The organism is Glutamicibacter sp. 0426 (genome assembly GCF_001906485.1).
GTDB lineage: Bacteria > Actinomycetota > Actinomycetes > Actinomycetales > Micrococcaceae > Glutamicibacter > Glutamicibacter nicotianae.
Genome location: NZ_MPBI01000001.1, coordinates 778,224 through 801,602, shown reverse-complemented (window position 1 = coordinate 801,602; position 23,379 = coordinate 778,224). Strand labels below are relative to the sequence as shown.

General features: G+C 61.3%; 21 protein-coding genes and 1 pseudogene. 10 read left to right on the top strand and 12 right to left on the bottom strand.

Translation table 11 applies throughout. The annotated features are described in order from the left end of the window. Positions 1-416 precede the first annotated feature (416 nt). Positions 417-877: pseudogene (locus BKX98_RS03805) on the top strand (prevent-host-death protein). Between the two features lie 550 nt (positions 878-1,427). Here the strand turns inward: BKX98_RS03805 and pdxS are convergent. The 4 genes from pdxS to BKX98_RS03780 all read right to left on the bottom strand — a co-directional run bounded on the left by pdxS (position 1,428) and on the right by BKX98_RS03780 (position 6,422). Beyond that, the gene (gene pdxS / locus BKX98_RS03795; protein WP_073706185.1) at positions 1,428-2,330 is read right to left on the bottom strand and encodes a pyridoxal 5'-phosphate synthase lyase subunit PdxS; all 903 of its coding nucleotides are present in this window, start codon (positions 2,328-2,330) and stop codon (positions 1,428-1,430) included. A gap of 730 nt (positions 2,331-3,060) precedes the next feature. After that, positions 3,061-3,627 carry an HIT domain-containing protein gene (locus BKX98_RS03790; protein ID WP_073706184.1) on the bottom strand — a complete coding sequence of 189 codons (567 nt, stop codon included), beginning with the start codon at positions 3,625-3,627 and terminating at the stop codon, positions 3,061-3,063. 23 nt (positions 3,628-3,650) lie between these two features. Beyond that, complete coding sequence (gene thrS / locus BKX98_RS03785; RefSeq protein WP_073706183.1) at positions 3,651-5,666, bottom strand: threonine--tRNA ligase; 2,016 nt, start codon at positions 5,664-5,666, stop codon at positions 3,651-3,653. Between the two features lie 108 nt (positions 5,667-5,774). Further along, on the bottom strand, positions 5,775-6,422 hold the full coding sequence (locus tag BKX98_RS03780) for a helix-turn-helix domain-containing protein (RefSeq protein WP_073706182.1): 648 nt from the start codon (positions 6,420-6,422) through the stop codon (positions 5,775-5,777). Positions 6,423-6,501: 79 nt separating this feature from the next. On the opposite strand from BKX98_RS03780, the gene BKX98_RS03775 reads away from it, so the two are divergent. Both BKX98_RS03775 and BKX98_RS03770 read left to right on the top strand, forming a co-directional pair. Further along, positions 6,502-8,079, top strand: a complete 1,578-nt coding sequence (locus BKX98_RS03775) for an MFS transporter (RefSeq protein WP_073706181.1) — start codon at positions 6,502-6,504, stop codon at positions 8,077-8,079. Between the two features lie 125 nt (positions 8,080-8,204). Further along, complete coding sequence (locus BKX98_RS03770) at positions 8,205-8,645, top strand: VOC family protein (protein WP_073706180.1); 441 nt, start codon at positions 8,205-8,207, stop codon at positions 8,643-8,645. A gap of 6 nt (positions 8,646-8,651) precedes the next feature. Here BKX98_RS03770 and BKX98_RS03765 read toward each other — a convergent pair whose 3' ends face one another. The 3 genes from BKX98_RS03765 to BKX98_RS03755 all read right to left on the bottom strand — a co-directional run bounded on the left by BKX98_RS03765 (position 8,652) and on the right by BKX98_RS03755 (position 13,144). After that, the gene (locus BKX98_RS03765) at positions 8,652-9,260 is read right to left on the bottom strand and encodes a nucleotidyltransferase family protein (RefSeq protein WP_038991214.1); all 609 of its coding nucleotides are present in this window, start codon (positions 9,258-9,260) and stop codon (positions 8,652-8,654) included. Positions 9,261-9,343: 83 nt separating this feature from the next. Next, positions 9,344-12,799, bottom strand: a complete 3,456-nt coding sequence (locus tag BKX98_RS03760) for a DNA polymerase III subunit alpha (protein ID WP_073706179.1) — start codon at positions 12,797-12,799, stop codon at positions 9,344-9,346. A 36-nt stretch (positions 12,800-12,835) separates the two neighbouring features. Beyond that, entirely contained in the window at positions 12,836-13,144 is a 309-nt protein-coding gene (locus BKX98_RS03755) for a DUF6504 family protein (protein WP_233125289.1), read from the bottom strand. 587 nt (positions 13,145-13,731) lie between these two features. Here BKX98_RS03755 and BKX98_RS03750 point away from each other — a divergent pair. From BKX98_RS03750 to BKX98_RS03740, 3 genes are all read left to right on the top strand, one after another. Further along, complete coding sequence (locus BKX98_RS03750) at positions 13,732-14,817, top strand: S-(hydroxymethyl)mycothiol dehydrogenase (protein WP_038991217.1); 1,086 nt, start codon at positions 13,732-13,734, stop codon at positions 14,815-14,817. Continuing rightward, a complete protein-coding gene (locus BKX98_RS03745; protein ID WP_038991218.1) occupies positions 14,817-15,446 on the top strand; it encodes an MBL fold metallo-hydrolase in 630 nt (209 codons plus the stop codon). The genes BKX98_RS03750 and BKX98_RS03745 overlap by 1 nt, the downstream gene beginning before the upstream one ends. 100 nt (positions 15,447-15,546) lie before the next feature. Then, on the top strand, positions 15,547-16,071 hold the full coding sequence (locus BKX98_RS03740; protein WP_073706177.1) for a hypothetical protein: 525 nt from the start codon (positions 15,547-15,549) through the stop codon (positions 16,069-16,071). Here BKX98_RS03740 and BKX98_RS03735 read toward each other — a convergent pair. Then, complete coding sequence (locus BKX98_RS03735) at positions 16,068-16,796, bottom strand: SOS response-associated peptidase (protein WP_073706176.1); 729 nt, start codon at positions 16,794-16,796, stop codon at positions 16,068-16,070. The genes BKX98_RS03740 and BKX98_RS03735 overlap by 4 nt on opposite strands. 126 nt (positions 16,797-16,922) lie before the next feature. Here BKX98_RS03735 and BKX98_RS03730 point away from each other — a divergent pair, with 126 nt between their 5' ends. Beyond that, on the top strand, positions 16,923-17,201 hold the full coding sequence (locus BKX98_RS03730; protein ID WP_073706175.1) for a mycoredoxin: 279 nt from the start codon (positions 16,923-16,925) through the stop codon (positions 17,199-17,201). A gap of 62 nt (positions 17,202-17,263) precedes the next feature. On the opposite strand, the gene BKX98_RS03725 is transcribed toward BKX98_RS03730, so the two are convergent. Further along, a complete protein-coding gene (locus BKX98_RS03725) occupies positions 17,264-18,001 on the bottom strand; it encodes a lipoate--protein ligase (protein ID WP_073706174.1) in 738 nt (245 codons plus the stop codon). 95 nt (positions 18,002-18,096) lie between these two features. Between BKX98_RS03725 and BKX98_RS03720 the strand changes: the two genes are divergently transcribed. Beyond that, positions 18,097-18,711, top strand: a complete 615-nt coding sequence (locus BKX98_RS03720) for a uridine kinase (RefSeq protein WP_052253751.1) — start codon at positions 18,097-18,099, stop codon at positions 18,709-18,711. On the opposite strand, the gene BKX98_RS03715 is transcribed toward BKX98_RS03720, so the two are convergent. Together BKX98_RS03715 and BKX98_RS03710 are read right to left on the bottom strand one after the other, a co-directional pair. Next, positions 18,708-19,526, bottom strand: coding sequence for a thioesterase family protein (locus tag BKX98_RS03715; RefSeq protein WP_073706172.1), 819 nt, complete (start codon positions 19,524-19,526; stop codon positions 18,708-18,710). The two genes, BKX98_RS03720 and BKX98_RS03715, sit on opposite strands and share 4 nt — an antisense overlap. Before the next feature lie 72 nt (positions 19,527-19,598). Next, positions 19,599-20,174 carry a helix-turn-helix transcriptional regulator gene (locus BKX98_RS03710; protein WP_038991224.1) on the bottom strand — a complete coding sequence of 192 codons (576 nt, stop codon included), beginning with the start codon at positions 20,172-20,174 and terminating at the stop codon, positions 19,599-19,601. 75 nt (positions 20,175-20,249) lie between these two features. Here BKX98_RS03710 and BKX98_RS03705 point away from each other — a divergent pair, with 75 nt between their 5' ends. Together BKX98_RS03705 and BKX98_RS03700 are read left to right on the top strand one after the other, a co-directional pair. Continuing rightward, the gene (locus BKX98_RS03705) at positions 20,250-21,185 is read left to right on the top strand and encodes an NAD(P)/FAD-dependent oxidoreductase (RefSeq protein ID WP_073706171.1); all 936 of its coding nucleotides are present in this window, start codon (positions 20,250-20,252) and stop codon (positions 21,183-21,185) included. 676 nt (positions 21,186-21,861) lie between these two features. Further along, a complete protein-coding gene (locus BKX98_RS03700; RefSeq protein ID WP_013349123.1) occupies positions 21,862-22,065 on the top strand; it encodes a cold-shock protein in 204 nt (67 codons plus the stop codon). 68 nt (positions 22,066-22,133) lie between these two features. Here the strand turns inward: BKX98_RS03700 and BKX98_RS03695 are convergent, their stop codons facing one another. After that, complete coding sequence (locus BKX98_RS03695) at positions 22,134-23,348, bottom strand: FAD-dependent oxidoreductase (protein ID WP_073706170.1); 1,215 nt, start codon at positions 23,346-23,348, stop codon at positions 22,134-22,136. Between the last annotated feature and the right edge of the window lie 31 nt (positions 23,349-23,379).

Genomic DNA, 23,379 nt, shown 5'->3' with positions numbered 1-23,379 from the left:
TATTAATTACGACTCCACTGGGATCAATTCGCGCTTGCACCACGCAAGTTCCGTGACGGACGATAATGCTCGAACGCCAAGCCATCGTCAACGAAGGTGTAGCGTGCCTGCTCAGCGATGGCCCCACTCGAGACCGGCACATGGGCCTTGACGTACACAAAACGATCTGCGCCGCCGAGTGCCGCACGCCGGGTTGATATCTGCCGGCAGCGCCTGATCGGCATCTCCGAGCTTTAGCCCAATGCACGTGGTTGGTACACACCAGTGCGACCAGCAGCAAGGTCTGATCGAATTCTCAATCGGCATTTTCTGCTTGGCTCGACCCGAGAACTCGTCTCCGATCGCAGGAATTCGACCTACGGTCGCCAACCGCCCATCTTCTAGGCTTCCGAATACATTCCGAATAGCATTGAAATATATCCATCGCAGCTGAGCCTCCAACCCGGACTAGGCGCTCCTCAGATCTGAGCAAGCACTCGGCCGAGGTCTTCGCCGAGGCGGAAGAACATCCAGTGACGGTAACCCGTCGTGACGGGGAGACACCGGTGCTGATGTCACAGCGGGAGGCCGATGGACGCGCCCGACTACTGCACTTTGCTGCGCAATTGATCATCGTGCCCCTCGACGACCGGGGTACACTGGCCGAGCGCATGAACCAGAACTTGCCATGGTGCTTGCCCTGTCGCCTGCTGATCGCGAGTCCTGTGCGCAGGAGCTTGTCGATGCTGCTCGGGCCTCTTTCTCCACCAACCAGCCTCAATTGGCGATCGCGGAGCTGACGTCATGGAAAGAGACTGCTACGGCAGTCGCCGCGGGACTCGGCAGCGCCGATCTTGAGTGGCTAGATGACGTGGAGATCGTCGTGGAGCGCCCCTGATCGTGGCCGCTGCCAAGAAGGGGAATCTGGTCCCCCGGCCTCCGAAGAAGGTCGAATACGAGATCCGCTTCGCTACTACCGATGCCCAGAAAGGATGGCGGGACCTGGTTGCGACGATCCGAAATCCAATGTCGGACGCCTGGGACTTCCTCACACGCAAACCCTAAGCCACCACTCCGACGAATTATCGGCTGAAAGGTGAACTCGGGACGGTCAAACGCGGTGGGTCGATCCATGAGAGGTGGCAGCATAAGCCAACTGCGAAGGGTACCGCTCGGATCTGGTTCTACGTGAGCGACCATACGGTGTACTTGGAACAGGTGCACACCATTCATCGAAACGATACGAACTAACTTCGAGCGCTGGCATACGCCGCGTCCGTTCCAGCAGTCAGCAATTGCCGGACTCGACTAGAACCTGGAAATAGTTCTATCCAGACGCCGCTCCTGCACGGGTAAATGGTTGGGCCTCTGACCAGCAACCGGTAGCAAAGGCCCACGCCACCGAGAAGTTCGGTAGCGTGGGCGTTTAGCACTTATGGAGTCAGGGCTTACCAGCCGCGCTCAGCCAAGCGGTGTGGCACCGGCACGTCGGCGACGTTGATGCCGACCATTGCCTCGCCCAGGCCGCGGGAGATCTTGGCCAGCTCGTCCGGGTTGTCGAAGAAGGTCGTGGCCTTCACGATGGCTTCGGCACGCTGCACCGGGTTGCCGGACTTGAAGATGCCCGAGCCGACGAAGACGCCGTCGGCACCCAGCTGCATCATCATTGCTGCATCGGCCGGGGTGGCGATGCCGCCAGCGGTGAACAGCACGACCGGAAGCTTGCCGTTGGCGGCAACTTCCTTGACCAGTTCGTATGGAGCCTGCAATTCCTTGGCTGCAACATACAGCTCGTCCTCTGGCAGGGCGGACAGCTTGGCGATCTCTGCACGGATCTTGCGCATGTGGCCGGTGGCGTTGGAGACGTCGCCGGTGCCGGCCTCGCCCTTGGAGCGGATCATTGCAGCGCCCTCGTTGATGCGGCGCAGGGCCTCACCGAGGTTGGTGGCACCGCAGACGAACGGCACCGTGAACGGCTGCTTGTCGATGTGGTTCTCGTAGTCAGCTGGCGAGAGGACCTCGGACTCGTCGATGTAGTCGACGCCCAGGGACTGCAGGATCTGCGCCTCGACGAAGTGGCCGATGCGGGCCTTGGCCATGACCGGGATGGAGACCTCGGCAATGATGCCGTCGATCATGTCCGGGTCGCTCATGCGCGAGACGCCACCCTGGGCACGGATGTCGGCGGGAACGCGCTCCAGCGCCATGACTGCCACGGCACCGGCGTCTTCTGCGATACGTGCCTGCTCCGGGGTGACTACGTCCATGATGACACCGCCCTTGAGCATTTCGGCCATGCCGCGCTTGACGCGGTCCGAACCGACGACGGAGTTCTGGTTGTTCGTAGACATGGAGGAATGGTTCCTTTCGACACTGCGGTGACTCGTTTTGCCCCAGAATTTCAGGGTTTTAAGCGAGGTGGTACGCCAGTAATCGTAGGATCGCTTTGCTTTATTACCTCACGTGTTGCGTCACAATCCAGCACCGGGAGACTTGTCTACCGATCAGAGGTTAGTGCGTAACATAGTCTTTCGGCACAAATGTACTAGTCAAACATATTTTAGGCACGTAGTTGAGGGTTTGCTTCCAGTACCTCAGCCACAGCCCCTTTTGCCGCCCTCCACCCGCGTCATATTCCCCGGCATCCCATCGCACCGCTTCATCGGACATGCATTGCAATAGGCTCATGCCTCTTTGAATCGTTGCAGCCGCTTCCCGCAGTTATCAGGCATCGCCCAAGAGCCGCGTGGTCCAGGCGCGGGTATAAGACGGATCCGGGTCGTCGACACGTTCTTGGATGCCTGCGAGGCATTCCGCGAACTCATCAATCCCAGGGTTCCCCGCTTCCATGACCTGAAGCCGCGCGCGATCATCTGCCGGACAGCGCCCAAGAGCCCTAGATGGTATTGAGACTCGCTCGGCGCCTCGACCGCGAGGCGTTGCGCCAAGTTTCCGCAACTATCTATGAGACACTGCTTTGATTCAGGCCAGCATCGCGATTCTCGCGTTAAAATCGCGTTAAAAACCAGTGGCCCAGCAGGACATATTGATGTCCTGCCGGGCCCGTGAGCCGGCTAATGCCTAGTTCAGCGTTTCGCTGTCCCATGCCTCGGCAATGGCGCTGCGAACCTCGGAGAGGGTCTGCGGGATCGCCTTGGTCTGCGCGATGATCGGGAAGAAGTTCCCGTCGCCGTTCCACCGGGGCACGATGTGCTGGTGCAGGTGGGCGGCGATGCCGGCTCCCCCGGCTTCGCCCTGGTTCATGCCCAGGTTGAAGCCGGCAGGATTGGACACCTTGCGCAGCACGCGCATGGACTGCTGCGCCAGCTCCGCCATTTCCGCCGTCTCCTCAACCGTGATGTCGGTGTAGTTCGGCACGTGGCGGTACGGGCAGACCAGCAGGTGGCCGGGGTTGTACGGGAACAGGTTCAGGATCACGTAGCAGGTTTTGCCGCGGTGGACGATCAGCGCCTCCTCGTCGGTACGGCCGGGACCTGCGCAGAATGGGCAGCTGGCCTCATCCTTGACCTGTTCCTGCCCGCCCTTGATATAGGCCATCCGGTAGGGAGTCCACAGGCGCTGGAACGAATCCGGCACTCCGGCGAGTTCGAAGTCGTCGGTCACGGACTGGTCTGCGTGTTCCTGCATGCTCAATGGACTCCCTGGCCGAACTAGTTGTTGTTGTCGCGGTTCTTGATGGCTTCAACGATGCGGGCTACCGCATCATCGATGGGCACCTGGTTTTCCTGGCTGCCGTCGCGGAAGCGGAAGGACACGGCGTTCGCATCAGCATCTTCGCCGCCGGCGATGAGCACGAATGGAATCTTGTCCTTGGACGCGTTGCGGATCTTCTTCGGGAAGCGGTCCGACGAGTCATCCAGTTCCACGCGGACGCCCTGCGCCTTGAGCTTGGCGACAACCTCTTCGAGGTAGCCGTTGAAGGCCTCGGCCACCGGGATCGCGCGAACCTGCACCGGCGAGAGCCATGCCGGGAAGGCGCCGGCGTAGTGCTCGGTGAGCACGCCAAGGAAACGCTCGATGGAGCCGAACTTCGCGGCGTGGATCATCACCGGTTCCTGGCGGGTTCCGTCGGCAGCCTGGTACTCCAGGCCGAAGCGTGCCGGCTGGTTGAAGTCGTACTGCACGGTGCCCATCTGCCAGGTGCGGCCGATGGCGTCCTTGGCCTGGACCGAGATCTTCGGCCCGTAGAACGCTGCACCACCCGGGTCGGCAACCAGTTCCACGCCGGATTCGGTGGCCACACGCTCAAGCACCGCGGTGGCTTCCGCCCACTGCTCGTCGGTGCCGATGAACTTGTCCGACTCCGGATCGCGGGTGGACAGCTCCAGGTAGAAGTCGTCCATGCCGAAGTCCTTGAGCAGCGAGAGCATGAAGTTCAGCAGGTGCTCGACCTCGGCCGGTGCCTGCTCCTTGGTGACGTAGGAGTGCGAGTCGTCTTGGGCGAAACCGCGCACACGGGTCAGGCCGTGAACCACGCCGGACTTCTCGTAGCGGTAGACGTGGCCGAACTCGAACAGGCGCAGCGGCAGTTCGCGGTAGCTGCGTCCGCGGCCGCGGAAGATCAGGTTGTGCATCGGGCAGTTCATCGCCTTCAGGCGGTATTCCTGGCCCTGCTTGGTGATGTTGCCGTCCTCGTCGCGCTCCTCGTCGATGTGCAGTGCCGGGAACATGGTGTCCGCGTAGTACGGCAGGTGGCCCGAGGTGTGGAACAGCCCGTCCTTGGAGATGTGCGGGGTGCCCACGTACTGGAAGCCCTCTTCGACGTGGCGGTCGCGCACGTAGTCTTCCATCTCGCGCTTGATGATGCCGCCCTTGGGGTGGAACACCGGCAGGCCCGAGCCCAGCTCGTCGGGGAAGGAGAACAAGTCCAGCTCGGCGCCGAGCTTGCGGTGGTCGCGGCGCTCGGCCTCGGCCAGTCGCTCCTGGTAGGCCTTGAGGTCTTCCTTGGTTGGCCAGGCGGTGCCGTAGATGCGCTGCAGCTGCTTGTTCTTCTCGCTGCCCAGCCAGTACGCGGCGGCCGAGCGGGTCAGTGCGAACGCGTTCTTGATCAGCTTCGTGTTCGGCAGGTGCGGGCCGCGGCACAGGTCCTTCCAGACGGTGTCGCCGGACTTGCGGTCGACGTTGTCGTAGATGGTGGTCTCCCCGGCGGCGACCTCGACGGTCACGCCTTCGCCCGAGGTGTCTGCGGAGTCGGCCTTGGCCAGCAGCTCGCACTTGTAGGGCTCGTTGGCCATTTCGGCCTTGGCTTCCGCCGGGGATACTTCGCGGCGGACGAAGAGCTGGTTCTGGTTGATGATCTTCTGCATCATCTTTTCCAGCTGCTTGAGGTCTTCCGGGGTGAACGGTTCTTCGACATCGAAGTCGAAGTAGAAACCATCGGTGATGTACGGGCCGATGCCCAGCTTGGAATCCGGGCGCAGCTGCTGCACAGCCTGGGCCATCACGTGGGCGGTCGAGTGGCGCAGCACCTCCAATCCTTCTGGATCGTTGATGGTTACGCGGGTGACAGTGGTTCCGGCTTCCAGTTCGCGGGCCAGGTCGCGCAGTACGCCATCGACGTGCATGACAACCACGTCCTTGTCATTGGCGAAATGCTGCAGACCGGTCGTTCCCGCGTCCACCTGTACCTGCTCGCCGTCAATGGTGAGAGTCAGCTGCTCGCTCATGAGATCGGGTTCTACCTTTCAATCTGTGATGGCTTCATAGCTTGTGGCATACCTTGGCCACAGCCAGCCAGAATCCAGTTTAGTTCAGCATTGCGTCGCGCAACCGGTTCACTTCGGGTTTTGTGCCGATTGTTCGCCCGAGTGTGACCCGTTCAACAGCTCGTCGGCCGACAGCAGCCCGGAGTAGTGCCACAGCTTGCGCTGAGAGGCTGGTTGCGAACTTGCGATCTTCCCGCTCTGCTGGTCCTTGCGGAAGGCGGGGATCACCGCATCCAAACGACGTTGCAGCTCCTGGCGTTCATCTTCGGTGAGCATCAGGTTGCTGGTGCTCAGCTGCGCCAGGTCCGGCCTGGAATCGCTGGCTCCGTACCAGCGCTGGGCGTGGGCCAAGGCGGCTTCCAAGCGCCGCTGCTCGTCGTGCATGACCTGCCCGAGGTAGGCGTTCATGGCGGTGGCAGAACCATCCCCGGTGCGGTCCGCGGGCTGGCCCGTGGTGTAGCCGGTAGCCGCCGGACGCCAGACGCGGTCGCGCTTGTCGCGCGCCAGCTCGGGAGCCTCCTCGATCATCTCGGCCTTGGCCAGCTCGCGCAGGTGGAAGCTGACCTTGTTCGGGGCCAGACCCAGCAGTTCGCCGATATCGGAGGCACGCCCGGTGCCCATCGCGGCCAATGCATCGAAGATCTGCCTACGCAACGGGTTGGCCATGGCCTTGAGCATTGGCGTGGTGAACGTGACATTCGACTGTGCTTGGGTCATGGGATCAGCATAGCAATTGCCCAAATTAAGTTGCGCAAATTCTATTGCGCAAGTTTATTTGCGAGTCTATGGTTGATGCATGACCACGGACCAGACTCCCCTGATTCAGCCGCAGGCGACCGCTGCCGGCGCACAACTGCTGCCGGCATTGCATTACCAGCGCAGCTACCGCATCTGGTGGGTTGCCGACACCACGGCCTTGCTGGCTGGCGGCATCTACTCCTTCGTGCTGCCGCTGATCCTGCTGGGACTGGCCGGTTCGACGGTGCAGGCCGGCACGCTGGCCGCCCTGGGACTGGCCGCGCGGGCCAGCTTGACGCTGCTTGGCGGCTCCGTGGCCGACCGTTCCGACAGGGCACGCATGATGCTCACCGGAGGGATTTGCGGTGCGACACTCACCTTGGCACTGGCAGTGACCAGCATGAGCGGCTCGCTGAGCGTAGCAGTGCTCTGCTTGGCCCACGTGCTCATGGAACTGCGTTCAGGCTATTTCGGTGCCGTCACGAATGCCGCACTCAAGGACGTGGTCCATCCCAAGCAGTTGGGACGAGCCATGGCGGCAAATCAGGGACGCGATTCGGTGCTCATGCTGGGCGCGGCTCCGCTGGGCGGGCTCCTGCTCGGATTCGGAGCAGGGTTTGCCCTGTTGGCTGTCAGTTTCCTGCAGCTGCTCGCCGCCGCTTCGGGGTTCGCGCTGCGCGGACCATTGCGCGCAGCCGAAGCCATTTCAAAGCCCATGGAGCACTCCCCGGCCGGCAGCCGTCCGGTCTCGCCCGGCATCGCGGCGGGCATGCGATGGTGCTTCGCCAGGCCGCAGCTGCGCAGCATGCTCATCCTGATCACCGTCATCAATATCGGAACCAACGGACTGAACACGACGTTGATCTATGGGTTGCAGCAACGCGGCGAAACCCCATGGGTAATCGGCCTGGTATCCACATTCATGGGCCTGGGCATGTTCGCCGGTTCGCTGTTCGCCGGACGCTTGATCGAGAAATTCCGGACGGGCGTGCTGGCCTGCAGCTGCCTGAGCATTCTGGGCGGAGCGATGCTGCTAATGGGCTTCAACACAAATCTGCTCTGGCTGGGTGCCATGCTGCTGGTGGCCTACCTGAGCGTTCCTGCGTTGAACGCGTCGGTCGGAGGCTACTTCATGGCAGTAGTCCCGCGGGAAATGGCAGGACGAGCCAATTCCCTGATCTTGTTCATGGCCCTGTCGGCTCTGCCGCTGGCGCCGTTCCTCACCGGGCTCGGCCTGCAATGGCTGGGCATGGGACCGACATTGCTGTTCTTCGGCTCACTGGTGATCGTTGCAGCTATCGCCGCCTGGTGCTCACGGCACGTGCGCGGCATCCCGCACCCGGATCAGTGGTCCAGCGAACCGGCGAGCGCAAATTCTCAGATCGAAGTGGAGGCGAAGGAATCTGCAGGTTTGGTTTCTGCAGAAGACGAGCCGACGCAGGTTCAAGGAGAACCGAGCATGAAAAACTATCCAGCATCAAACTCATCCGTTTCGTCCCGGCGGCTTGGCTTGCGCCGCACTCCCAGCAGCGTACAGCGCAACCATCACCTGCCGAGCCGCGTCGACCTGGAACTCCGCGCCCAGCGTGAGCGCGACCTGTCGTCGCCTCGCAACGAACAGTGGATCCATCTGTAGTCAGTGTCGGCTTGCGGCCCTGGCGGTTCGGAAATCGCCAGCGTGCAGAGCCTTACGGCTTGAGAATCGTCGTCCGACTGCTCCCAGGCCTATCAATCGAGATCAGGGCACCCTAGGCTGGTTACATGAACAAGTCGGCCCCGCCGACCATCAGCGCGATCACCCTCGGCGTGCGTGATGTCGGTGCTTCAACCAGGTTCTATACCGAGGGACTGGGTTTCGAGCTGGTGCAGCCAGCCCACCCGGAGATTGCCTTTGTCCGTGCCGGGCATTCCTTGATGCTGGCCTTGTGGGACGTTACGCAGATGCCAAGCGAGTATGGCGACATCGGACACGGCGAGAAGGCTCCCCCTGTGTCGCTGGGGCACAACGTGCACACCGATGAGGAAGTCGAGCGGTTCTACCGGCGAGCGCTTGATGCTGGAGCAACGTCGGTCACCGAACCGACGGTTCAGCCTTGGGGCGGCAAGAGTGCCTGCGTGGCCGACCCGGACGGGTTCCGCTGGGATTTCGTGCACAATCCGTCCTTCGTGATCGACGCGGACGGGCACGTGTCTTCGGTGTGAGGTTTTTCAGCCTTCGGTGATGTTCGTCGATGCTTTCGACTCGGGCCAGGGGTCAGCGCTCAGCGAGGGCCACTGGGATAACCACCTTTTGATCTTGGCTTCGTAGACTTCCCGCGGGGCAAGCACTGGGTTCGGAACGATCTTCCGGGCGAATAGATCTGCAAATCCATGCGGGGCGTAGGTGGCTATTTGCCCATGCGCATCACGGGTGACCGCAAAGCAGCAGGTCTTCGCCGCAAAATGATCGATGGCATCCGTGGAGCTGGTGAAGGGAATGGCTGGCACCCCGAAGTGCTCTTCGTACCACATGTGGACGCGTGCTTCATTGCGGACTTCGATTTCTGCGTCGATGCCTTTGAAGAGTTTTTTGGCCCGGCGTATGACTGCGTCTTCTGCCTCATAGGACGTGTCCTCATCGAAGTAGAAGAGGTCGTAGTCGCGAATTCCGTTTTGCGGCTCCTTGCCCTCAAGCACGTTCCATACCGTTTGGAATAGTGCGCCTGCAGTGAGCCACCAGTCCGAAACACCTAGCTGCGGGGCGAGGTGGAGGATTTGCTGGTTGACGGGGTTTGCCTGAACGCACTTGAGAAAGAATTGTTCATCCTGTGCATTCACGTTCCTTTGCCCCTCGCGTCAAGTACTTGTTCCTTTGGAGCCAATGTACATGCTGGGCAAAACCCTGTCAGCGAACCAGCGCATCATGCCCCTCTCTGGTCCAGCCCTTCGGCTTCCATCCGCTTTGCCAGCTCGCCGACGCTTTCGATGCTGCGAGCACCTTCGCCGAGCTTTGGCCGGTAGCTGATTTGCGGGCGGCCCTGCTCTTCAAGGTACCCCGCAGCGGGCAAGGTTTCGGGCTGATGCAGGTCCCAGGCGTTCAGCGCCTGCAGCGAGATGCCACGTGGTCCGGTGCGCCGGGTGACGCCATGGATGAGCAGCATGCGGGTAGAGAAAAGCAACGGCCCGGTGCGTTGCTGGGTGTCGTCGAAGAAGGTCGCATCGATGCAGCCTGTCCCGTCGTCCACGGAAATGAAGACCACTCGCTTGCCTCCACGCATGGGAGGAGTCTGGGTGGCCACGCGCACTCCAGCGACGAGGACCTCGGTTCCGTTGCGCAACTGCAGCAGCTCGGCCGCTTGGGTGATGGGAAGGTGCGCCAGGCGTTGCCGGTAGGAAGAGATCAGGTGCTCGCTGGCATCCAGGTGCATCAGGTCCAGTTCGGTACGCACCACTTCGGCAGGTTCCAGCTCAGTTCCCGTGGCCTTGATGTGTTCGATTTTCCCAAGGTCAAGCGCCAGCTGCCCGGGGCCAGGCCGGTATTTGGGCGGAAGGGAGCTGTGGGCCATGGATTGCGTGTGGGCGATGGTGTCGGCACGCGAGGTCCCGGCGAGCAGGGAGTCGAAGACGCCGAGGGCCGCGAGGTTCTGGTAGGTGCGGCGCGAGAGCCCCGCGCGGGCGCGGACATCTGCAAGGTGCTCATAGGGTTGGCCGGCGACCAGGCGTTCGACTTCGCGTTCGCTCATCTGGTGGATGTCGCGGAAGGCCAGGCGGACCCCGTAGCGTCCAGGGCGCAGCGAGCTGGGCGCGCGTGGCACCACCGGGAGCTTCGCTGGAGCGGATTCGAATACTCGTTCGACCCGGTAGTGCCCGGTGGAGCGGTTGATGTCCAGCGGCAGGATGGGGATGCCCATGCGCCGGGCTTCGGAGACCAGCAGCCGCTTGGGGTACATGCCCGGGTCATGTTCCCAGATGCCGGCAAGGAAGGCTTCGGGGTGGTGGGCCTTGAGCCAGGCCGAGTGGTAGGTGGGCACGGCGAAGGCCGCCCCGTGGGCTTTGCAGAAGCCGAAGGACCCGAAGCCGGAGAGCACTTCCCAGACCTTGTCGATCGTCTCCTGGCTGTAGCCGCGCTTGGTTGCTTCGGTGCGCACATAGCGTTCTACGGCTGGTTCCTTTTCCGGGTTTCCCAGCAGCCGGCGGTAGACATCGGCCATGCCCAGCCCGCAACCAGTCATCACATCCAGGATGCGCAGCACCTGTTCGTGGAAGACGGTCACCCCATGGGTTTCGGCGAGAGCTGGGATCAGATCCGGGTGCAGGTATTGGGCCGGAGCGAAACCGTGACGGTGCTCCAGATAGGGCTTGACCATGTTCGATTGCATGGGGCCGGGGCGGAACAACGAGATGTCGATGATCAGGTCGTTGAATTCGCGTGGGGCGAGCTTGCCGATCAGTTCGCGCTGGCCCGGGGATTCAATCTGGAAGCAGCCCAGGGTGTGGGTGGAGCGGATCAATTCGAACGTGGGTTCGTCATCCAGCGGTACCCGGGACAGATCGATCGCTCCGGCAGCGGAGATATAGCTGTCGTCCACGTGCCCTCCGGCGCGCGCGACCGCCTGCTTGTCCGGGTGCATGCGGGCGATCTCTTCCAGGGTGTAGGCGATGGCTGATTGCATGCGCACCCCGAGTACGTCGAGCTTGATCAGCCCCATCAGGTCCATGTCGTGCTTGTCGAACTGGCTCATCTGCAGCCCGATGCCCGACGGCTGGACCGGGGTGCGGTCCAGCAGGCTCGCGTCGGAGAGGATCACACCGCAGGGGTGCATGGAAATATGGCGCGGCAGCCGGTCCAGGCGTTCGGTGGCGTCGATGAGGATATCGAGCTGGGTGTCATCGGTAATGCGTTCGGCCAATGCTGCCAGTTCCGGCTTCTCGGTGAGCGCTTCGCGGAAAGAGGATGCGGAGAAGCGCCACAGCTGCTTAGCGATCTCGTCTATCTGCTCCTGCTCCACCCCGAGGGCGGTTCCAGCATCGCGGACCGCGCCGCGGGCACGGTAGGCGTTCTGCATGCTCATCAGGCTCACGCGCTCTTCGCCGAAGCTGGAGAAGATCTTGCGGTAGATCTCGTGGCGGCGGGCGGATTCCACGTCGATGTCGATGTCCGGCAAGGTGGTGCGGGTATCGGAGAGGAAGCGTTCGAACACGAGGTCGTGGGCTAGCGGATTCACCTGGCTGATGCCCAGCAGGTAGTTCACCAGCGAGGAGGCACCGGAGCCGCGGGCCGCAACGCGCACTCCCATCTCGGTGATGAGGTTGACGGTTTCGGCGACAGTCAGGAAGTACCCGGCGAAGTCCAGCCGGTCGATCACCCCGAGTTCCAGAGCCAGCTGTTTTTCAATGAGGCTGGGTTTGGCGTGCGGCAAGAGCCCGGGCACCGCTGCGTGGACTCGCTCGGTGAGTTCTTGCATGGCCGGACGATGCAGGCCGATGACCTTGGCTTCGGGGATGACCGGCTTCTTCCATCCGAGATCGGCTACCGGGTCGGCCGCAGCCCATTCGGCAAGCGCCTCGGTTTCCCGCAACAGCTGTTGAGCCCAGCTTCTTTCGGTGGCTTGGCCGATTTCCTTGGCCAATTGGCGCATCTCTTGCGGGGTTTTCAGCCATCCTTGGCCGTTGGGTTGGCAGGAGTCAAGGTTCTTCAGGCTGTGCAGGGCGCGCGCCGAGTCCAGGATGTCTGCGGTGACCGCCCCGTCAGGGTCTACGTAGCGCACGGCATTGGTGAGGACGGCCTTGATCCCCCGCTCATGGGCGTAGCGCAGCAAGCGGGCTGCTCCGCCGAGGCTGTAGCGCGATCCGGGACTGGACAGGTGCGTGGTGATCTCCACGCGCAGCATCTTTCCCAGCCGCTTCTTCCAGCTGGCAAGCAGCGCCCGGGCGTGGGCATAGTTTCCCTTGAGGATTGCGCGGGCCACATCCGATTCCCCGCCGAGCAGGATCATCAGGTTTCCGCCGGCGCCCAGATGCGCCAACTGCCCGGCTTCCAGCCCCGGAACGCCGTGCGCAGTGCCATGCGCGAGGGTGATGGCCCGGCACAGCGCTGCATATCCCGCACCGTTGCAGCGCCCGCGGGCCAGCAGGACAATCCGCCCCTGGGTTTCCCCGTGGCTATCGAGCACCGCAAGGTTCACCCCGAGAATCGGGTGCAGCCCTTCTGCCATGCAGGCTGTCACATGCTTGACCGTCCCGTACAGCCCATCCCGGTCAGTCAGCGCGAGCATCTGCGCCCCCTGCGCCTTGGCCGCCTGGGCCAGCTGCTTTGGGTGCGAGACGCCGTAATGGGCGCTGTATGAAGAACTGACGTTCAGATGGGTGAAGCTCATGGATGTCCTTCGAAAATATGTTCCCCTGCCGGCACATCAGGCGCTGCGGGCCAGCGAGTCATGCACGCGCACCAGGCGCCACCGTTCAGTTTGCGCATCAAAACTCACATCGACGCTGTGCACTTGGCGGGATCCACGCACGGCGACCAGCTGCAGGCGCCACATCTCGTAGTCGGCAATCCCCGCACCGGCTCCGCGGGGAATCCGCAGGTTCTCATCCCACCATTTGCGGCGCTCGAACCAGCGCTGCGGTTCAGCCACCAAGCGGTAGTCCTGCCCCTGCCAGGTCACGCGCAACGGCATCCCATTCGCTGCGCGAGCCACCTCGATCGACTCGGTGAACATCCCCACGTGCGCACTCCTTACCTAGTAGAACCATTCTATTCGAACACGTGTTCGAATGACAGTTACACTAGTCAGCGCGACCGACAGTTTGGGTTAGCCGAGCGCAGCGGCTCGCAGCGTCGATGAGCTGGCTGAATAGGCCCTGCGAAAGGCCGCGATAAACGAAAGGGCGAGGAACATCCGACATCGCAGGCAAGCAGCGCATCATGGGCCAAGGCCAGGCGCAGTTTGGCGATGTAGCCCGATGGGAACGGTGCCCCGCTCACCCTCGGAGCCAACGTTCCGCTCAATCGGCGGCTGGAGCAGCAGGTCGCTGGCTTGGGAGCTCTATGCACCACAGTGGATCAAGGCCAATTCGGCGCGGGCACTGGTTTCCGCCCTCGGTGCCGTCCTCCTGCTCAGCGGAGCCTGAGCCCGAGGCGCAGCCCTTGCGCCGTCACATACGTTCCGGGAAACTCGTGGTGCACCTGCGCAAATTGGCTCTGGGCGAAACAGCCTGCGTCATTGTGTCACGAATGTTCCATAAGCGCCGAGGACACCGATAGCATCGAGACAGCAACAGTCAATCGTTCCAGGAGCTAAATCCCATGCCTCATAAGGTCAAAGCCGTTGTTTCCCGCGCCAAGGATGCGCCGGTAGAGGTCGTCGACATCATCGTTCCGGACCCGGGTCCCGGAGAAGTAGTCGTCGACGTGCTCACCACCGGTGTCTGCCACACCGACTTGCACTACAAGCTCGGCGGCATCGGCGACGAGTACCCCTACCTGCTGGGCCACGAGTCCACCGCAGTCGTCAGCCAGATCGGCGAGAACGTCACCAACGTGAAGGTCGGCGACCGCGTGATCCTGAACTGGCGTGCAGTCTGCGGCCAGTGCCGCGCTTGTGCCAAGGGCGAGCCGAAGTACTGCTTCAACACGTTCAATGCCACCCAGAAGATGACCCTCGAGGACGGCACCGAGCTGTCGGCTGCCCTGGGCATCGGCTCCTTCGCCGAGAAGACCCTGGTCCACTCCGGCCAGTGCACCATCGTGGATGAAGAAGCGGATCCGGCAGCCGTCGGCCTGCTCGGCTGCGGCATCATGGCCGGCATCGGCGCGGCAATCAACACCGGTGAAATCAAGCGCGGCGAGTCGGTTGCCGTGATCGGTTGCGGTGGCGTCGGCGCCGCCGCCATCGCCGGCGCGCAGCTGGCCGGCGCGACCACCATCATCGCGGTGGACGTCAACCCTGACAAGCTGGAAACCGCGAAGACCTTCGGCGCCACCCACACCGTGGATTCCGCCAAGGTCGACGCCGTGGAAGCCATCCAGGAACTGACCGGCGGCTTCGGCGCCGATGTGGTGATCGATGCTGTAGGCCGTCCGGAAACCTACAAGCAGGCCTTCTACGCCCGCGATCTTGCAGGCCGCGTGGTGCTGGTGGGCGTCCCGACCCCGGAGATGAAGCTCGAGCTGCCGCTGCTGGACGTCTTCGGCCGAGGCGGCTCGCTGAAGAGCTCGTGGTACGGCGACTGCCTGCCAAGCCACGACTTCCCGATGCTTGTCGAGCAGTACAAGCTCGGCCGGCTGGATCTGGACTCCTTCGTCACGGAACGCATCAAGATCGATGAAATCGAAGAGGCGTTCAAGAAGATGCATGAAGGCACCGTGCTGCGTTCGGTGGTGGAGCTCTAATGGCTGCCCGCATCGAGAACGTCGTCACCTCCGGCACTTTCTCGCTGGATGGCGGCACCTGGGATGTCGATAACAACGTCTGGATCATCGGCGATGATTCCGAGGTCATGGTGATCGACCCGGCACACGATGTTGCCAAGATCCGCGAAGCCGTGGGCGAGCGCGAAGTCATGGCCGTGCTGCTGACCCACGGGCACGACGACCACATCCGCGCCGCCGGCGAATTCGCCGACGCCGTTGATGCACCGTTGTTCTTGAACCCGGAAGACCGCATGCTCTGGGAAGCTGTCTACCCGGAGCGCGACGTGGACGCGGAAATCAGCGAAGGCGATTCATTCACCATCGCCGGCACCTCGCTGACCGCGCTGCACACCCCGGGGCACTCGCCAGGTTCAACCTGCTTCTATGCGGAAGACCTCGGCGTGCTGTTCAGCGGCGACACCCTGTTCAACGGCGGACCGGGTGCTACCGGGCGCAGCTACTCCAGCTTCGAGACGATCATTGAATCGATCCGCACCAAGCTGCTGGTGCTGCCAGCCGAAACGGTGGTCAATACCGGTCACGGCGATGCCACTTCCATCGGTGCCGAAGCGCCGAACCTGGATGAATGGATCAAGCGCGGGCACTGACCCGCGACAGCGATTCCACCAAATGGCGGCGGCAGCCGGCCTGCGGGCCGGCTGCTGCCGCCATCCTTGTTTCCCGCACCATCGATGGAATAATGAATCCATGCCTGAAACGCATTTGCGGATCCAGAGAACGGCAGGCTATGGCGGCCTTGCCGCCCTGCTCTGCGGCCTCGTCTTGATCTGGCACGACGGCCGCCAACCTGTGGCCACCGCCGCAGATAGCTTCTCCTCGGCCGCCGGAGCGATCTCGCAGTCGCCGAGCCCAGTGCTCCTTGCCGCAGGAGCGCTGGTGTTCTTCGGCGTCGTCACCCTCTGCTTGGCTGCCGGGATCCTCCTGATGCGCCGCATCCTGGCGGTGCGCCCCCTCAGAGCCGTGCCCTGGATCCTGGCCGCGCTCGCCTTGGCCTTGTTCCTGGCAGGGGCCGGGTTGAAGATCTGGGATACGCTGCAACCGGTGCCTTTGGGCTGGTTCGCCTACGAGCCGCTGACGCACGCACAGCTGTCCTCGCTGGCCACGTCCCCGGCGGGCGTTGCCGCGCGGCGGCTGATGGGACTGGGGCTGGCAGTATTCGCCATGGCCAACGGCGCCTGGATGGTGCAGCACGCCGCCCGGCACCAGCGCTAGAACAGCGAGTTGCTGTGCGCCTCGATCAGCTCCGGAGAGTTGTTGCGCACATTGCCGACAGCGGTGTCGACCTCATGCATGGTCCATTCTGAGGCCACATCGAACGCTTCTGCACGAATCTGCTCGATCAGCCCTTCGCCATCTTCCTCGGCAGGGTTCATCCAACGGCCCATCATCTCCTTGCCCAGCGGAATGGGCAAGCGGTCGTGCAGGCCGGCAAGTTCGCCAAGCACCCCTGGTTCTTCAGCCGAAGGCGAGTCCATGGTCATGATCGAGGTGGAAAGAATCCAGGATCCGTCCTCGTCCTTCCACCATTCATAGAGGCCGGCGAAGAAGATCAGCTTTCCATCCTCGCGGTGCACGTAGAAGGGGCGTTTCTTGCTGCCCTCCTTCTTCCACTCGTAGTAGCCTTCCACCGGGACGACGGCTCGGCGCTTCTTCACTGCTGAGCGGAAGGTCGGCTTGGTGCTGGCCGTCTCGCTGCGCGCGTTGAAGGCACGCACCCCGACCGAAAGCTCCTTCGCCCAGCCTGGCACCAGCCCCCACCGGGCGACATGGACCTGGCGGTGCAGATCATCGCCGATCAGCCGCTCGAGCACAATCGGCACATCGGTGGTTGGCGCAACGTTCCATGACTGGCGCAATTCCAGGTTGTCGTCAGCTTCGGCCTCGGCCTCCGCCACCAGATCGCCGATAGCTTTGGCCATCACATATCGTCCGCACATCGCTTGCCCCCTAGTCCGGCCTCAAGGAAAATCTGCTCCCCAGTCTAGCGAGCAGCGTCCGAGAATTCAGCGAACTTTTTCCGGCCAGCCGGGAACAAAGTCAACATGCGTGCCGTTACACCAACTATGAGCAATGAATTGAACCTTGACCAGTACGTTCCCGCTGCCGGCGGAGTCACCATGTTCACCACCAGCTGGTGCGGCTACTGCCGCAACCTCAAGCGCCTGATGGACCAGAAGGGTGTCGCCTACACCGAGGTGAATATCGAAGAAGTTGAAGGCACCGCGGAGATCGTCGAGTCGTTCAACAACGGCAACCAGACCGTTCCAACTCTGATTTTCCCGGATGGATCCGCAGCCACCAACCCGCGCATCGACGAGGTTGTTGAGCGCGTCGGCGCATAGTTCCACTCGCAAGACCAGGCATCGGCACCCCCTAGCAGGTGCCGATGCTTTTTTAAGCTGCGCTATGCACCGTGCAGCGTTGCGTGCTCGCGGTATTCCTCGAGCAACGCGGAAACAAATGCTTCAGTGGTGACACCGGCGAGCAAATCGTTCGCTGCGCCTACCGTTGTCGGATCCATCGGAACACCCATTGCCTGGTAGACCCCATCAAGGACCTGGCGCAAGGACGAAGAATCCTCGACAACAAAGACTGAAGAGAACAGCCATGCGCCGGAAACCACACGCTGAGCCGTTCCTACCAGCTTCACTGGATAGTTGCGCGGCGAGTTCCCGTCAGGGAGACCATGTACCGAATGATCGCCGGGGCAGTACTCCCCCGGGATTGGCCCGACCTGCGCATTTACGCCAAGGCGCTGGAAGGCGTTGGCGTAGACGCGGGCAAATACCTCGAAGCGGCTTTGCTGGCGCATCACTGCCTCAGCTTCGGGCTCAATGTGGTCAACGATTAATGTGCCCCGGTGATATGCCGCGGCTCGGCCACCGGCTTTGCGCACCAATGGCGCAAAGCCGAGCTGCTGCGCCACCTCCCGCGCCTCCTCATAGCCGTCCAGACGCACATCACGCTGGCCAAAGGCCAGAGTCGGGTCCGGACGATAGAGCCGTAGCAAAGAACCCCTCTCGCCCGACTGGACATCGCGCAGCAACTGCACTCCGCGTTCTAGGTCAGTTGCCGGGTCTCCGCTTGGAACTTCGATTTCCACGGATAACGGCGCATCTGACTGGGCATTCCACAAACTCATGGAACTGAGTCTAATTCAGCAAATCGATTCAGGTGGAGTAGATGTCACAGCAGCTGGTTGCCGAAGGCCGGCATTTCTGGGCCATAATAAAAGGCGTGCCAAATTCTTCAACCCCTGTCATCCTGATTGCCGGGCCGTCCGGATCCGGCAAGTCCTATCTCGCGTCGAAATTCGGCCAGCCTCATCTGCCGCTGGACGAGTTCTACCGCCAGATCAGTGAAGACGGGAATCCTGTTGAGTTCCCCCGCACCGGCTACGGCGAAATCGACTGGGACGATTCGGCTACCTGGAATCAGGAAGCCGCGCTGCAGGCAATCGATGATTTGCTCCAGCGCGGTACCACCATGGTCCCCAACTACTCAATCGCAACCTCGAGCTACAACGGGCATCGCGAAATCACGTGCGCCGGAGGACCGATCGTCGCCGAAGGCATCTTCCTCTACGAAATCCTTGAGCCGCTGCGTGCCAAGGGCATCAATGTCCAGGCGTACTATGTCGACGAACCGGCCTTGGTCACCGCTCTTCGGAGATTCGTTCGCGACGTGGCACAGCGCCGGAAGCCGATCTTATTCCTGGCCAAGCGCGGCTATGCACTTTTCCAGGCCCACAGCGCAGACCGGGAAAAGTACCGCCAGCGGCAGTTCACGCTGAAGTCCAAGCCAGAGCTCAAGAAGCTGCTGGCCAAGCTTTCAGCCGGCGCATCGAACTAGCGCGAACGGACCGTCAGGATCTGCTCGGCCCGGCCGAAAGGGCCAGTTTCATCGTGCAAAACCGTTGAGGTCAGTCCGATGCCGTCGGTGCCGAAGCTCTGCTGGACATCCAGCCCCAGCCACTCGCCTACCGGCATGCGATACATGTGGATCTGGAGATCCACGTTCGGGTAGATCCAGGTCCCTTCACCCGGATCCACACGTGGCACCACGCCGTTTGCCGTGTCGATCATTCCCACCAGGCTGGATAACGCAGTAGCGTCTCCCGTGTCGACCAGCACATAAGGAGTACGCAGCCATGCGAAGCCCCGACCTGGGCGCAGCTCATCATTGGCACGCATCTCGATGGATTTGATGTAGCCACCAGGCCATTTCTCGCTGATGTCCCGGACCGAGCAGGCATCTGGACCCGGGATTTCCTTGTCTTCGATCCCTGCTACCGCACTGGTGTCGCTCTGGATGACTCGCCAGGCGCGCGCAACGATGCTGGTGCGGCCCTTGGCAGTCATCTCGGCCTCAATCAATTCGATCGTCCGGCCGGGACGGACCATTCGCGTTGAGATCTCGAATTCCCCGGCATGGATCAGACCGTGGATTTCGTAGCTGATCCGTGCGATGCGCATGTCTGCGCGTGGCTGGAAATTTTCCAAGGCATAAGCCAAGATTCCCGAGGCGGGAGCCATATGCTGCTCATGCGGATTCCACGCACCCTGGGAATGCCATGACGAGCGATAGCGCCCATCGCCAAGAGCTTCAAAATAGAAATCGCCATCAGCTAGGGTCTGTTCTAGCTCTTCGTTGAGCTGGTGCGTCATCGTTGCCCTCCTGGCATCGCGGTGTTCAATACTCTGCCCTCAGGCTATCCAAGAGTAATTGAATTCACTAAACTAGCCGGCTGTGTCGTGCTCATGGGCTCGCTGGCCGGCATGATCCATGATTCCGAGCACCTCGGCAACACCATTGACCGCCCACATCGCATGAGGAGTCATGGTGTCGAACTGGGCGGATTGACCTGCCTTCACATGGTAGGTTCGATCCCCCAGCTTCAGCTGGATCTCGCCGAGGAGCACTGTGAACCATTCCTTGCCCGGATGGATGCGCAGCTCGGTGGGAGCGGGCGCCTGCGAAGGATCGAAGCGCATTTTCGAAACATTCACACCGTTCACCGCGTCATCGGTGGACAGCTTCCACATGGTGACCCCCGGCATCGAAATCGGCTCCGGGCGGATAATGATCTCGGCCTCAGAGGTTGACGCGAGCTCGTCCAAACTGGTGTTCAGCGCCTTGGCTATGGGTATCAGCTGGTCAAGGGCAATACGACGGCTTCCTGTTTCGATCCTGCTGAGCGTGGAAACGCTGAGGGATGCCTTGCTCGCCAATGATTCCAATGACCATCCGAGATTCTGCCGAAGCGTCCTGATACGTTGCCGGATAATCTGATCCACATCGATTTCTTGCGTCATGCGCAAAACGGTACACCCTTTCGCGCAAGTCGTCGATACCGTGGACAGTACACCGAACGCAGCAAGGAGAGGGACATGGAACATTACGAAGCAATCGTCATCGGCGGCGGCAGTGCGGGACTCGCGGCCGCCATCGCGCTAGGCCGTTCGCGGCGCACTGTGCTGGTTATCGATGAAGGAAAGCCGCGAAACGCTGCAGCGCAGCATGCGCATAACATCCTGGGAAACGAAGGCATCAATCCCCTTGACTTCTTGTCCCGCGGACGGCAGGAGGCCATGAACTACGGAGTGCAAATTATCCAAGGTGCAGTCGACGGCCTCAGCGGATCGATGGAAACCGGGTTCCGCGTCACGATGTCCGGCCAAGCATTCAGCGGAGACCGCATCGTGCTGGCGACGGGTCTGGTCGATGACTTGCCTGCGATTCCAGGCTTGGCCCGCGCATGGGGCGATACCGCGGTCCACTGCGCTTACTGCCATGGCTGGGAAGTCCGCGACCAGGAAATCCTGGTTCTCGGTATCGGACCTATGAGCACCCATCAAGCGATGATGTTCAGCCAGCTAAGCCCTAACGTCACCTTCATCAACCACACCCCGGCCGCATTGAACGACGAGAATCGCGCAACACTTGCCGCCTTGGAAATACCGGTCATCGAGCAAGCAGTGCAAGCGATCGATTTCGATGCTCAGGGGAATCTGGATTCAGTGACCCTTGCAGACGGCCGAAAGGTCAACGCGCAGGCACTGGTAGTGGCAAGCCAGATGAACGCGCAAGCCTCGCTTTACCTGTCGCTCGGCGGGCAGCTTGCCGAAAATCCGCTTGGCACCTTCATCCAAGTCAATGAAATGGGCGCTACCGCTCTGCCCGGAGTATACGCCGCGGGAAACGCCAGTAACCTGGGCGCGATGGTCATGGCCGCGGCAGCATCTGGAACGGTCGCAGGAGCTGCCATCAATGCTGATCTGCTGGGCAGTCGGTTGGCTAAGGCCCCAGCGCCAGCGAAACCGTAGCTGCTGCCCCTGCCCCCTGGCGCACTAATTTCCAGGGGGCCGTGCTGCGGCCACCCGATGGGCGCGAGAATAATGCTCATCAATTCTGCAGAGAATTACATCTTGCTAACGTACTAGTCAATCGACAAGTCGTGAACTCCGATGGTGTGATTTTCCTCGGCAGATTACCCACGTATCACACGTCACGCCCCACCGGCCGGCGATCAATGGTAGGCTTTATTCGTTACCTCAACGGTTGCAGGTGTGAGTCCCCGCCAGCAATTGTTAGCAGTAGGATTTGTAGCACAGCCAACAAATCGTCTGTGCTTTGCAAATCGGTTCATCGATCTTCAGATTGAATGAACTCCTATCGAAACGAATTCTTCATCTTCTCTTCTTCACTGCAGATAAAACATCTCGACGTCTCCGTGCGTCACTTTTCTGTGGCTTCCTTGTTCTACTCCGTTAGCGTGGGGTCATTACCCGTTAGCAGCCTGGAAACCGATGATGTCTAAGCACGTGCAGCGACCCCCGTTTTGGCCGATACCGGCAAAATCAGTATTCGATGCTCCGTATCGACGGCAGGCGAATCGTTCTCGGCAGCTCTGCGCGAGGTAACCCCTAAATTTTCCGATTCGAAACTTCGGATCGGCAACCAGGCCACATCGTGGCCATCAATAAATAAGGAAATAACACTATGGCCACTGGCACCGTAAAATGGTTCAACGCTGAAAAGGGCTTCGGCTTCATCGCTCCTTCGGATGGATCGGCTGACGTCTTCGCACACTACAGCGCAATCCAGAGCTTCGGTTTCCGTAGCCTCGAAGAGGGCCAGACCGTTGAGTACACCCTGGAAGCTGGTCCAAAGGGCCCACAGGCTACCAACATCCAGGCTCGCTAAGAGACTTTCTTCAAAGGTGCAGTTCCCCGCAAGGATGGAACTGCACCTTTGCTGCTTTTAACCGTTTTCTACCGGCAGGCTTCGACCGGAGGTCGTTCGCGAAGAACCCCTACACCAAGCAGACGAGCTGGCAATGTCGTGAGCTTCGGGAACAAGCGAAAAGCGGAAGCTACCGGCATCGGCACCCGGAATTCGCCGCTGGCCTGCATGACGCGGGTTAGCCCGCGATGCATAACTCGTTGAACCATCTGTGTAGCAACTGTCGGGACGGTTCGGCGGCGTTGTACTGCTGCCACATCATGATCAGAAATCGTCCCTTCCCGAAGAGGCCGCGCCAAGATCCGTGCCGCTGCTACAGCATCCTGCACAGCCAAGTTGATGCCGATTCCCCCAACTGGACTCATGGCATGGGCAGAATCCCCAATGCACAGCAGGCCTCTCCGCCACCACTGTTTCGCGCGATTTAGCTTGACGTCCAGAAGCTTCGCATCATCAAGGGCCAAACTTTGTACGCCGTCTGCCAGCTCGGGAGCGGCCTGGATGATTGACTTCCTCCATGACTGGACGCCTTCTGCGCGTAGCCGGGCATCGTGCCCCTTCGGCAAAAGCATGGCTGCCTGCACATATCCCTCGCGCGGAATCAGGACAAAAGATCGATCCTTGGCAAATGCTGGAGTCAGTTCGTTCTTTCGATCCACGTTGCTTGGAATCTTGAACCACCACACATCAATCGGTACGGAGAATTCCCTCATCGGCAGTGCGGCTGCTTCTCTGACACGGGACCACCCGCCGTCTGCCGCAATAGTGAGCAATGCACGCATTTCACCGCCGCCGGCCGAGTCTTCATACTTGACGCCAATTATGCGGCCTCCTTCGGTGACAACGTCAGTTACCGAGGTACTCATCCTCAGCTCGAAATTCGGTTCGGCTTCACCTGCACGAGCCAACAAGTTGAGGAAATCCCACTGCGGCGCCATGGCGATGAACGGAAATGGATGCTCCAACCGCGACAGGTCGAGAACTGTAGCTGGCGAGCCATCCCTGGCGGGGATGCTCGCTTGAGCAACCTTGCTGAAATTGATCTTTTCGAACTCGCTTATCAGCCCGATTTCATCAAGCAACTGCAGCGTTGAGGGGTGGATGGTGTCGCCACGAAAATCCCTGAGGAAATCTGCGTGCTTCTCAAGAACCGTTACTGGCACACCGCTGCGGGCAAGCAGCAAACCGGCCACCATTCCGGCCGGCCCTCCCCCAACAATGACGCACCGTGTATCTTCTGCCATGAGCCCGTACCTTCCGTGTGAAGTAACCGGC